Origin of the sequence: Zhongshania borealis (assembly GCF_039539625.1) — a bacterium.
GTDB classification, from domain to species: domain Bacteria; phylum Pseudomonadota; class Gammaproteobacteria; order Pseudomonadales; family Spongiibacteraceae; genus Spongiibacter; species Spongiibacter borealis.
This window is the reverse complement of the sequence record NZ_BAABDM010000001.1, coordinates 843,425-855,999: the sequence shown is the minus strand read 5'-3', so window position 1 is coordinate 855,999 and position 12,575 is coordinate 843,425. Positions and strand designations below refer to the sequence as shown.

The window sequence follows — 12,575 nt, the reverse complement described above, 5'->3', positions numbered from 1 at the left end:
GAGCCGCCTGAAGTTGCGCTCCTCAAAGGGAGAAAATTTGTTTTACTTGCTTACGGAGGTCTTATTCAATAGAAATAAAAAAAGCCGGCACAGAGGCCGGCTTTTTTTATAATGGCGGGCCGAGTGGGATGAATATGGGCACTGGGAACTGGAGTTCGATCTGCCACTGCAACGATGATTAATGGTTTGCTAAGTCATTGACTACTATGGGTTATCTTTACTTTCAAGTATTGCTAGCCCTTGCTTTGGATCTATACCTAATGCTTTACAATATTGAACATACTCGTATATATCGAGTCTGCGCTCAAGATTTTCTGTCTTTTGAACAAGGCTATGTGGCTCTCCTAAGATGTCTGCCAGATCTCGCATGCTATAGCCTCTCATCGTTCGTGCTTCTTTAAGCCAAGCCGCTAGCTGTAGATATTTCTTTGAGGATATCGTTTTAATCATGCGTATCATTATCGGTACAAGCCCGTCGTGTACCCAAAAAGAGTACGGGCAAAGCATGATATTTGGACAGTAAACTTGTTATAGGCAATTGCGTTCTCAGCTCAAGCAATAGATTAAACCGTCGCTGCCGTCTGTGCCTTTCTCTGTGGAGTTTAGCGTTATGCGTTACTTCGGGTATGGTATAAGGATGTTTTATAGGATGGCAGCTATATGAATAAAAGGCAGTTAGAGATGTTTGCCGATACTGTCGAACTTGTTGAGAAGCGAGGTGGCACTCTTATATCTTCGAGCTACATCAGCTCTAAGTCACCACTAACTGTAGAGTGCTCTGAAAAGCATCAGTGGTTGGTCAATCGGGATGCATTAAAGGGTGGGGACTGGTGTCAAGGCATTAAACAAAAGTGGGGATTTATCCGCTAGGTCACAATAGCGGTCAGTCACTGATTTTCAGATCATCAATTTGTCTAGTAAACTAAGGGAAGTCCAATGCGAGTAAAAGTATCAACTACCTTTGGTTCATCCGCCGACAAGGTTTGGGCTCTAGTAAGAAGGAGCGACACTTTGTTATTCGTTACCCGTGGATTTCTTGGATTTTCGAGTTCACATCGGTTTCCATCGGAGTGGCGAGAAGGTTCCACAGAAAATACGCGTCTGATGTTTTTTGGGTTCATTCCAGGGTGGAAGCACTCAATAACCTTCCAAGAGATTGATGACAATAAGCGGGTGCTTTTTACAAAGGAGGGCGGTGGCTTGGTTCCGGTTTGGAATCATCTTATTCGAGTAACTCCTGAGCGAAATGGAACCTGCAGCTACACTGATGATGTGGAGGTCAAGGCGGGGGTGCTGACGCTTTTTGTGTGGCTATACGCGAATATTTTTTACCACTATCGGCAGTTTCGGTGGCGTCTTTTGCTCCGGAGAACGCCTCAACATGCATAACCAGTCATTCCAGGTCGTTCCGGCCTGCGGCCTCCACCGGACGCCCTTGTTAGGGCGCCGCTGAATATTGGCGTTAAGGTCGTAGATAAACCTACGGCTTTCATCGGATTACGTATTTTTTAACCGTCCGCTTTTTACCAGATCAGGAAGCGGCCCGCAGAAGGCGCATGCTAGCGGTTATATAAATTTAGCGATTTACGCTGACCCTCAACGATTTTATTAAAGATACCGGGGCGAAATATTGGGGCAACGATAGGCACTGAGGACTCGGGAAAATGCATGAAAATCAATTTTTATCACAGCCTTGGTTAGGGTCGGCGGCCATAACTGCAGGCATGGGGGTATTTCTTGGCGCCTCGGGCGACAACAAACCTCACCGACATTGGGCTCATCAAATCGCTATTGGCCTAGAAGAACCAATAGCGCTGCTATCTGACAAAACACGATATTTCGAACGTGGGCTATGGATACCTGCAGGTACCGCTCATCAACTAGAAACCGCACATGTATTATGCATCTATATCGACCCAACACATGATTTTTGTAAAACACTGCTACCGCAGATAGCAATAGAGGCATGGTCTATATCCGTACTGAATGAAGAAATTTCATCCGAGTATGTAATGCGCTTTGCTAAAGCAAAGAACCTCCAGGGAGCGTTGATTAGCTTCGACAAACAATATCGCTGTCAATTCAGTAACACTCCAGACGAGCGATTGAATATCATTTTGACAGCACTTAAAGATGATATTAGTAGCGGCAACAATACGACGCAGAAATCGTTATCGAGCTTGGTAGATCTCTCGCCCAGCAGATTCTCTCATTGGTTTACAGAGCAAACAGGCATGCCATTACGCAGTTACAGAAAGTGGCTTAAACTACTGGTCGGATTTGAACTATCGCGGCAGATGCCTCTCACCGATGCAGCATTTTTATCTGGCTTTTCTGATCAGGCCCACTTCTGCCGAGCTGTTACGCAGGCATTTGGCGTAAGCGCTACAACTATTAAGCAACTGCTGCTACAGAAATAGCTTTTTCGTTCAATGCGCCGCCATTAAAAAATGACAAACTAAGCGCTCTTTAGCTCTGGAAGTTTTTACGATGAAAAGCACATTGGTAATGTTTGTCAAAGTCCTATACTTGCCTTTCTTTCTGATCGTAGGAAATGGCATTGCTATTTATATGACGGAACAAGATTATTCGAAACTAGCCTTGGTTGCATGGGTCGGCTTACTCATCGTACTGTCGTTCTTAATTGAACAATGGATGCCATTTAGTCCCGAATTCAACAAGCCTCAAGCAGACTCGGGGCGTGATGTTATTCACGCCGTCGTCAATGAATCACTGAGTATTGTCGGCGTATTAAGTGTCCCAATCATTGCTAGTTTTATCCCATTTAATTCAATTTGGCCCTCCTTCGCACCGCTGTGGTTGCAAGTGTTGTTGGCGGTGATCATCGCCGATATAGGCATTACACTGGCACATTACGCCAGTCATAGGTACAGCGCGCTGTGGCAGCTACATGCAGTACATCATAGTGTGAAACGTATGTATGGGTTTAACGGTCTTATGAAACACCCCTTGCATCAAACCATTGAAACCCTTGCAGGTACTGTCCCGCTACTCTTGATGGGCGCTCCACAAGAAGTCTTACTGCTGCTGGTTGTTGCGGTGGTTATTCAGCTGTTACTGCAACATTCCAATGTTGCCTATTTCGCAGGGCCGCTCAGATCTGTTCTGGCAATTAATCAAGTTCATCGCTTCCACCACCTGAATACGGCAAAAGAAGGCGATGTCAACTTCGGTCTATTCACAACGTTAACGGATCATCTCTTAGGCACTGCGTACTATGATAAAGAGAGAGTTATCCGTTCAGAAGATCTGGGCATCGGAACCGCGCCGGATTATCCCGTAGCTTATATTCCACAAATGCTAGCACCGTTCAAGCGTATTAGCTGAACCGCCGACCCACAGTACATACATCTACTTTACGTAAATATTTGTCGCTAAGAAGAAGCGCAATCGGAATCTGTTCATTAATCCTCCATGTGCTTCCAAGCATGGTGTAGTGGCATAGTGAATTTGGTCACCTGGCTAGAAGTATTATGATCGCCTCTATGAAAACCTACGACCTTTATTGGATTGTGTGTGTTTGGCCGTCCGCTTTTTACCGGTTAAAGAAATACAGCCTGACCGCTAAGGTGTCTGGCTCTTGCGTCACATTAGCGGACGTATAGCCCCGCTGTATATCGGTCTCGTGGTTAGCTTAATAAAACGGTGTTTTTTTGTCGCTAGGATTTATGCTCGGTGTATCGGTGCGTTTGTTTTTCAGCTCTATCAAGAAAAAGGTTTGTAAGTTCAGCCACATAGAGAGTTGGGGCAAGACATATGAGACCTCGCCAAAATTACATATGCACGGACTGTGGTGGTTTTCATTGTCATGATAATCACATTTGCAGATCATGACTGGACTTTAAGGAGTGTCTTTCTATCGGTGTTGTACTACCATTAATTAAGAAAGCCTAACTGAGTAAGTTAGAGGATAGCAATTCAAGGCAGATTCGCCCTGCGAGCTTGACGCCCTAATGTGCGTTCTTTAGTTGCGGAGTAATATTTCAATCGAACCAAAGGTAACGGGATTATGAATAATAATATTTTAATAGCAGGCCTGTGTGCCCTGCTAATGGCGTGTGGGGGAGGTGGCTCATCTTCAAATGGCTCAACCAATACCCAAACAGGCCGATTCTTAGATAGTCCCGTTGCCAATATTGGATATAGAACGGAAACTTTGGAAGGTGTTACGAACTCCCTTGGGGAATACGACTACGTTGAGGGTGAAACGGTCACGTTCTTTATCGGTGATCTTGAATTTCCACCTGTTAACGCCGCAAAAACAGTGACACCTCTAGATTTAGCTGGTAGCGACGACACCTCTAACTCAACGGTTGTAAATATTTTACGGTTAATTCAAACGTTAGATGAAGATGGAAATCCTGAAAATGGGATTACGATAAACAACACGGCAAAAGGTCAAGCTGCTCAGGTTGATTTTGAGTTATCAAAAGCCGATTTTGAATCGTCGCCTGCCGTGACAAATCTGGTGGCAAACTCGGGTTCATCGAATTCTGCACTCATATCGGAAAATGACGCAATAGCGCACTTTGAAAACACATTGAGAGATGAGGGCTTGATAGCTGATCTGAGCTTTGATGCGAATACATTGCCAGGCGCATATGACGTTGTTGGTGCAAGTGATGGCGACTTTGCTGGTACTCATCGTTATACATTTAAGGTAAATGGCACTGTTGATATTGTTTACCATGATGGCACTGCGGATACAGAATCATGGTCGGTTAATGACGATGGGCAATTAGTTTTTTCTGGCTCGATAGCTGACGTATTTACACTAACATCGGGTAGTCAGTCGTCCGGTAATATGGATCTTGTCATTGATGATGCAGACGGGAGCCCTGTGTTAAATACAACGGGAACCATTGAACGTCTTGACGCACTGTTTGATGCTGCGACCTTACCTGGAATCTATGAAGTTGTTGGTGCAAGTGATGGCGACTTTGCTGGTACTCATCGTTATACATTTAAGGTAAATGGCACTGTTGATATTGTTTACCATGATGGCACTGCGGATACAGAATCATGGTCGGTTAATGACGATGGGCAATTAGTTTTTTCTGGCTCGATAGCTGACGTATTTACACTAACATCGGGTAGTCAGTCGTCCGGTAATATGGATCTTGTCATTGATGATGGAGATGGAAGTCCTGTGTTAAATACAACGGGAACCATTGAGCGTATTAGTGCATTGTTTGAAGCGGCGACATTACCTGGAGTCTATGAAGTAGTTGGCGCAAGTGGTGGTGACTTTGCCGGTACACATCAATATACATTTAAAGGAAATGGCACTGTTGATATTGTTTACCATGATGGTACTGCGGATACAGAATCATGGTCGGTTAATAACGATGGGCAATTAGTTTTTTCTGGCTCGATAGCTGATGTATTCACCTTAACGTCAGGTAGTCAATTATCGGGAAATATGGATCTTGTTATTGATGATGGAGATGGGAGTCAGGTGCTCAATACTACGGGAACCATTGAACGTATTAGTGCGCCATAGAAGCTTAACAAGACGCTCGAATCGACCGAAAAGGCTCCAGCCCAACCACAAATGCGGGCGTTGAGGCTATAGGGGAATCCATCCGATTCGTTTTTTTGAGCGTCCGCTTGTTACCAGGTCGGGAAATGCCCCTTAGTTACTGGGAGTGTTTGGCTCTAGCGTCACAATAGCGGTCATACACACTGCTAGCTAAAGGCTTCTTGTATAGCTGAATACAACGGTATATTTTCCCATCGCTAGGCTTTATGTTCGGCTTGCGGGAGTAGAGTGCTCGTTTTGCCAGCTCTCCCCGAAATGGGTTTTAAAATATATTACATAGGGAAGTGCGACAAAGCATATGAGACCCAGCATAATTACATATGCACATACACGCTTTGTCGTAGCACGGCTCAGTACAAATTCCCCTTATTTAAATATAGATCCAATAAGTTGCGCTAGTTTTTGTGCTGTGCCACATTGGGCTAGCCGTGCGCGCTTGATATACAAATGTTAGGTTTCACCAGAGTGTTATAGGAATCTCAAGATTTTGACAAATAAATCAGAAGGGGCCCCGAAGCTGTTCACCGTTCCGGCCAAGCCACGAACGCGAACTTCTGACGTCCTCTTGACTCTCATTGAGTTCACGAATCATCCCAAAGTCACGCTCCGGAGCCTAACCGAACGGTTCGGTGATCGAACTTTTGGAATGCTGCTGGTGCTGGTTGCAATCTTCAGCGTAATCCCGTTTGTTTCGCTTATTGTTGGGCCGCTTATTACGCTTCTTGGCCTTCAAATGGCTGTCGGTTTGACCAAGACGTGGCTGCCAAGGTCGGTTCTAGATTGGCAGCTTTCCCCAGAGGGAGTTCGAACAGCGTTGTGTGTCTTCGAACCCAGAGTACGGGCGATTGAGCGGTATGTACGCCCCCGCTGGCAGTTCACCGAGGCACCCATCGTTGATCGGATCAACGGCCTAATAATCGTCGTATTGGGTATGATTATCGCACTTCCGATCCCATTGGCTAATTTGGGCCCTGCACTTGTTTTGGTTCTGTTGGGTTTGGGAATCATGGAAAGAGACGGCCTTGTTAAAATAAGTGCCGCGTGTATGGGTCTAGCTACGCTGAGCGTCGTTTACTATCTCGTTTTCGTCCACTAGGTTTGAGGCGTGATGCGCAATGAAATCTAACCGGGTAGTCGAGGGTCTCTAACCTTCAGCCCTCAACACCCTGATCACCGATCGCACATAGTTCTCCAACGTACGCTTTTACCATTAGCGGATAGTCGACGCTGCCAGAATAGAAATCCAAATTTCATTTCTGGCCGAGGATCGCCACCTGCGACGATTAAAGCGTAAAATTTCCTTCTCCTTTCGCTGATTCGCCTCCCGTGGTGTACTTCAATCGTGACGAGCCGCGGTTTTAAATATTCTTGATTTCAGTCAAAAAATAATGGTTATTAGATAGGCTGTGTAAGCGAGGTAAGCAACCAGTAATGTAGCACCCTTCCATCGATTAATCCGCCCGATTCCTTTAAATCCATAACCAAAAATAAATAACGAAACTGTTAGCGCAGCCATGACGGGAATGTCTCGACTGAGTACGTCACTTCCTACTTCCAGTGGATGAATGATTCCTGCAATACCAACAACAGCAAGGGTATTGAACAGATTGGAGCCCAAGATGTTACCAAGGGCTATGTCATGCTCTCCTTTGCGTGCTGCAATTAATGACGAAGCTAATTCTGGCAAAGAGGTTCCGACAGCAACTACTGTTAGGCCAATGATTAAATCGCTGACGCCAAAGGTGTTTGCAATTTCCACTGCACTCCATACGAGGATTCGCGAGCTGACAATGAGTAATAATAACCCGGTGATCAACCAGAAAACGGCATGACGAAGAGGCATGGCTTGGCCACTGAGCTCTTGTTCAATTTCGTTTCCAAGAGCATCCATTTTATTATGCAAGCCCTGCCAAATTGTCCAGGCCATTATGCCAAAAAAGACACCAAGCAAAATTACAGCGTCGAGCCGAGATATAAATCCATCCCACAATTGCCAAATAGCCACTCCAGTAACGGCGGTTAGAATTGGAAGTTCTTTCCGCAATACCTGAGAATGAACTAGTATCGGACTTATAAGCGCGGTCAGTCCGAGGATTAAAGCAATGTTGGTAATATTGGAACCGTAAGCGTTTCCCAGTGCAAGGCCTGGGTTGCCCTGTGATGCCGCAAGTGCTGATACAACCATTTCCGGAGCGGAGGTGCCAAATCCAACGATGACCATTCCAATCAATAGTGGAGGCATACCAAAATATCGAGCCGTGCTGGCGGAACCGTCGACAAAACGGCCTGCACTCCAGACAAGTAGCGCCAGACCAATAACGATACCAACTAATGCCAACCCCATACCAGATACCCCTAAGTGTTTTTAGCAGTATGTTCCTTCTCCGTTATATTTACTTGCAAATTTGCATTTACTTAAAGTCACGGGCTAGGGTGACCGCCCGGTCTTTAACCAATTCAGGAAATGCCTCCTTACGTGTGTCTTTGCTCTAGCCTCACATTAGCGGACAAATACACAGCATTTCCAAGCTGGAAAGTGTCTAGTAACCTCTGGGAAGTCCATTTAAATGAATCAACGCACATGACAGGAAGATCGGAAATATGTTGAATATTCTATTTCTCTTAGTGGGTATCATCTTGCTTACCTGCGGTGGTGAAGCACTGATACGTGGATCGCTGGCTGCCGCAAAGAGTCTCGGAGTGTCTCCCTTGCTAAGCGGTCTCGTCATCGTTGGATTCGGCACCTCCGCTCCGGAATTGGTGGTCTCCGTTAATGCTGCAATTGAAGGTAGGCCAGACATCGCGATTGGCAACGTTGTTGGCAGCAATATCGGGAATATTTTATTGGTTCTCGGACTTTGCGCAGTGATCACTCCGCTAGCCGTCAAGCCATTGGTACTAAGAAGAGACGCAGTCACAGTAGTTGCTGCAAGCATTCTTTTTCTGGTTCTGGTTGGGGGAAGCGCCCTTGGGCGTTCCGATGCTGCTATCTTCCTTGGTGCCTTAGCCTTGTACTTGGTGTGGGCTTATCGGAGCGAACGCTTCCATGCTGCACCATCGGGTGAGCTACACCAAGCTGAAGCTGAAGAAATATCCATTGATTCGAAGTCAGTATTGTGGATCACAATCGCCGTGGGTCTTGGCTTAATGTTATTAATTGGCGGATCACAAATTTTGTTGATTGGGGCCATCGGAATTGCCGAGTATTTTAATGTGCCAGAGGCAGTCATCGGTTTGACGTTGGTTGCGGTAGGTACTTCGCTTCCCGAATTGTCCATATCGGTGATCGCGGCCATTCGACGGCACGCTGACGTAGCTGTTGGCAATATACTCGGAAGCAATATATTCAACTTACTTGGAATTCTGGGGGTGTCCGCACTACTTCAACCACTTCCAGTTCATGCAAGGATATTGCATTTTGATCAATGGGTTATGCTTGGAACGTCTTTGCTCTTACTGCTGTTCTTATACACTCAAAGGTGTCTGAGCCGGCTTGAGGGCGGAATGCTTCTTGCCGGCTACGGTATATATGTTTGGCTAAGTTTTGCGGTAGTCGGTGGATAGCGTGAGAGAAGGTAGCAAGTTGCCGTTGATGCAGCGCAAAGGGTGCTCAGCTGGGACGTTTTTGCTGTCACCCCAAAGCAATGCGTTGTATCTGCAGAAAACCTATGACTTTCATCGAATTCCGTATTTTTGACCGTCCGCTTTTTACCAGAAAGCGACGATCAGCGCTGCTTACAGTGATCTCTCCAGATTTTTGGGGAGCCATTGAATACCACTGCAATGCTTTAATCCTCTCGTTGCAGTGAGATTTCCAGAGTTTACAATCAGCTTCCCCACTTTTGTTTAATGCCTTGGACTGGTGTCCACGCTGTTCCGGTCGAGGTAAATCTTGGGCTGAGGTTGCTGCCGTCGCGCATGAGCGCGGAGGCCGGTTGGATAGCAAGGTGTTTACTAACATGGCTAGCCGATATCAATGGCGCTGCGATCAGGGGCATGAGTGGGAAGCCACCGCGAGCAATGTGGTTAAAAATGGACGATGGTGCCCTGAATGTGGTCGCAAAAAAAGCGATGCGGGCAGAAGGCGCTACTCTCTCGATGATCTGCATTCATGGGCAGCAACATATTCATCAAGGTTAAAAGAAAGAAATCCTCGTTCTTTCTTTCCACCGCCAATGAAAATAACTTTAGTGTCATCCGGGATGAGGGTCTAGGAAGGCCTAGACAAAGTTTTCATAGCACCTAGCTTTTATATTCTTATTAGCTATTAAAACTGTTGTATTTATTATACTAGATAATAAATACAACGTACCCAAGATGCTGATTACAAACGACATGTCATACAAAGCCTTACTGCGCAATTTATTATACCAATAATAAGTGATTGATATTAATGAGTTTTTATTGGTTTGTGCGTTTGATTTTTCATCCTGCTTTGGTTATTTTTTAATCACAGGTTCGCAGATTCATATCACGGGAGTTCCCGATGAAAGTCGCCATCTCTTTGCAGCTGAGCAGTGATGCATATGCAGAAATTCATTTGGCGTTTACCCGCGAAGCAATATGCAAGCTAGTTGATCTACACCTGAAAGACATAATTCATGAGTTCAATAGTCTTGAGTTTGAGGCAAGAACAAACCAAAAAACAGGTTGCGAAAGCAAAGGTAGCGAGGAGATATAAAATGAAATTTGCGGCGTATATTCGTGTTTCCACTTCTCGGCAGGCTGAAGAGAGCGATTCTTTAGACGGTCAGAAATTAGCAATCGAGAAGTGGGCCACGCAAAATGACCATACTGTCGTCAAATATTACATAGAAAGTGGGCATTCGGCATTTAAGGGAACGCGACCAGCACTTGAGAGAATGCGCTCGGACATTAAGTCTAACGAAATAGAGTATGAAGGGGTCGTTGTCTATTCCCTTAGTCGTTTTTCGCGGAAGGAGGAAAAGCGGCTAGAGTTCGACAGCTTGTTAGCTAAATTCGGGATCACATTTTGTTCTGTAACCGAAGCATTTCCGACTGACCAAGCGTCGGCTCATCTAGTTAAGAGTCTTCTGGGCTCAGTTAATGAGCATCAGAGTCGCCAAAACAGCCAAGTGGTCTCAGATCGTAAGGCTGAGGCTGTGGAAAAGGGGTATTTTGTGGGGGGAAAGGTGCCTTATGGGTATAAGTCCGTTGCAGCGCCGAGCTCTGATAAAAACAAGAAAATACTTGTGGTTGATTATAAGCAGTCGCTCGTTGTTAAAGATATCTTTCGGCTGGCACTTGAAGGCACACATGGTCAGCCGTTTGGAGTTAAGAAAATAGCTAGCCATCTCAACGCATTGGGCATTCAGGCAAATTCTGCTCGATGGACGATAACAAAGATCCATAACATGCTTACAGACCCTCTCTATATTGCTCGGCGGGAATATGCGGCGGAACGACGTATTAAAAAGCCTGGATACCACCCCTTATTCTATAAGAATTCAGCAATTATTGATGAGGAAGTATTCAACAAAGTTCAGATCGACCTTAAGCAGCGGGCTCCCCAGGAAAACACGGATAACAAGGGTGTACGAAGTAAGTCGATTTTAACCGGGCTGTTGAAATGCGGTTATTGTAAGAAAAACCTTGTATTAGCTTCAGGAAAGAGCGGTCGTTATTGGTACTACAAGTGTTCTAGGCAAATAAAGGAGGATATAAATGTTTGTAGTTGTCCGATATTGCCTAAAGTTCCAGTAGAAATGTTAGTCAAGGAGCTAATCTCGGAAAAGGTCATGCTTGAGGAAACCCTCTCTGGGTATGTTCAGACATTGAAAGCAAAGCATAAAGAGGCTTACAAGGCTGACCGGCAACTATTACTTGGTACCCAGGCCGGTATCGCAAAGGTAGATAATCAATATCAAAAGTTAATAATGCTTGTCGCAAACGGTGAGCTTGAACTAGATCTAACAACAAAAGACACGATCTCTCGGTTAAAACGGCGTCTAGAGCAGCTAAAAATTGAAGCTCGGGGGCTTAAGGAGCGGATCAACCTACCAATTAAGAAATTTGGTCAAAGTCATATATCTCTGTTTGCACAGGCCGCGAAAAAAGTATTGCTAGGGAGTGATGGGGAGGCCACAAAGGCGCTATTACTGGCTACAGTAAGAGATATTGTTGTTTATCCTGATAGGGTACAGCTTCGAGGGGGAATACTTCCGCTTGCGGCAATTATATCGAGGGTAGATAGAAATATGGGCACCTCTTTGCAAGTGCCCATATTCATATCAAAATGGCGGTGAGGGAGGGATTCGAACCCTACCACTTGTTATTTGTACCCTTATAAATCAATAGCTTAGATATTTTAAGTGTCGATTTGGGGCTGCTATTCAGTCCCAAGTTAGTCCCACGATATTTGCATTACGTTCGGGCGGGAGTGTAAAACCGCCTATTTAGAGCCTTTTTGCCAGAATAGGTGGGGGGTTCGGAAAATAGTAATTAGTGTAATTATTTTTAAAACAGCCCTGAAAGCCCCGAACTGTAAGGGTTTGGTGTTTTTGTAAAGTGTAATTATTGAGTAACTAAAGAGTAATTCGATTACACTATATTTTGTAATTTAACGATATTATAAATAGTATATAAATCAACAGCTTAGAAAATAATTACAAATACGATTACAAAAAATTACACTATTTTGTAATCTTTAAACCCTTATAAAACAATATCTTACATAGTATTTTCGGTATCGATTACACTAATTACTATTTTCCGACACCCCCCCTATACCTCAGACAGTAGGGCAGCCGTTCAAACCCTGCTATTTCATTGCATAGCCGCGTAAAACCGCAATAAATCAATGGTTTACAGTCCACAGCGCAAGCCGTGGCAGCATTGGGCTTAGCTCGTTTGTGCATACGCAAAAAAACTATGTCATAAAGCGCGCAGGCGCGGCGGGGGGCGAATTGCGCGCGCCAGGTGGTGCCAGCCGTCGGGTGGTCGGCACGCACCAAAAGTGAGCGAAGGGCAAGGGTTGAGGGGTTGGCTAGAG

10 protein-coding genes are annotated in these 12,575 nt (G+C 45.2%); 8 read left to right on the top strand and 2 right to left on the bottom strand.

Translation table 11 applies throughout. The annotated features are described in order from the left end of the window. Positions 1–204: 204 nt before the first annotated feature. Positions 205–450 (bottom strand): helix-turn-helix domain-containing protein, encoded by a 246-nt coding sequence (locus tag ABD836_RS04035; RefSeq protein ID WP_344932548.1) that lies wholly within the window; start codon positions 448–450, stop codon positions 205–207. 1,214 nt (positions 451–1,664) lie between these two features. Here ABD836_RS04035 and ABD836_RS04030 point away from each other — a divergent pair. From ABD836_RS04030 to ABD836_RS04015, 4 genes are all read left to right on the top strand, one after another. Beyond that, positions 1,665–2,420, top strand: a complete 756-nt coding sequence (locus ABD836_RS04030; protein ID WP_344932547.1) for a helix-turn-helix domain-containing protein — start codon at positions 1,665–1,667, stop codon at positions 2,418–2,420. Between the two features lie 70 nt (positions 2,421–2,490). Further along, complete coding sequence (locus ABD836_RS04025) at positions 2,491–3,348, top strand: sterol desaturase family protein (protein WP_344932546.1); 858 nt, start codon at positions 2,491–2,493, stop codon at positions 3,346–3,348. A gap of 682 nt (positions 3,349–4,030) precedes the next feature. Beyond that, a complete protein-coding gene (locus ABD836_RS04020) occupies positions 4,031–5,524 on the top strand; it encodes a hypothetical protein (RefSeq protein ID WP_344932544.1) in 1,494 nt (497 codons plus the stop codon). A gap of 526 nt (positions 5,525–6,050) precedes the next feature. Beyond that, positions 6,051–6,659, top strand: coding sequence for an exopolysaccharide biosynthesis protein (locus ABD836_RS04015; protein WP_344932542.1), 609 nt, complete (start codon positions 6,051–6,053; stop codon positions 6,657–6,659). A 282-nt stretch (positions 6,660–6,941) separates the two neighbouring features. Here the strand turns inward: ABD836_RS04015 and ABD836_RS04010 are convergent, their stop codons facing one another. Further along, the gene (locus ABD836_RS04010; RefSeq protein ID WP_344932540.1) at positions 6,942–7,907 is read right to left on the bottom strand and encodes a calcium/sodium antiporter; all 966 of its coding nucleotides are present in this window, start codon (positions 7,905–7,907) and stop codon (positions 6,942–6,944) included. Positions 7,908–8,164: 257 nt separating this feature from the next. On the opposite strand from ABD836_RS04010, the gene ABD836_RS04005 reads away from it, so the two are divergent. The 4 genes from ABD836_RS04005 to ABD836_RS03990 all read left to right on the top strand — a co-directional run bounded on the left by ABD836_RS04005 (position 8,165) and on the right by ABD836_RS03990 (position 11,829). Further along, positions 8,165–9,127 carry a calcium/sodium antiporter gene (locus ABD836_RS04005; protein WP_344932539.1) on the top strand — a complete coding sequence of 321 codons (963 nt, stop codon included), beginning with the start codon at positions 8,165–8,167 and terminating at the stop codon, positions 9,125–9,127. A gap of 395 nt (positions 9,128–9,522) precedes the next feature. Then, positions 9,523–9,777, top strand: a complete 255-nt coding sequence (locus ABD836_RS04000; protein ID WP_425583007.1) for a zinc-ribbon domain-containing protein — start codon at positions 9,523–9,525, stop codon at positions 9,775–9,777. 272 nt (positions 9,778–10,049) lie between these two features. Further along, positions 10,050–10,244: a hypothetical protein gene (locus tag ABD836_RS03995; protein WP_344932536.1), complete on the top strand. Its 195-nt coding sequence runs from the start codon at positions 10,050–10,052 to the stop codon at positions 10,242–10,244. Between the two features lies 1 nt (position 10,245). Continuing rightward, positions 10,246–11,829, top strand: coding sequence for a recombinase family protein (locus ABD836_RS03990; RefSeq protein WP_344932535.1), 1,584 nt, complete (start codon positions 10,246–10,248; stop codon positions 11,827–11,829). The last annotated feature ends 746 nt before the right edge of the window (positions 11,830–12,575 follow it).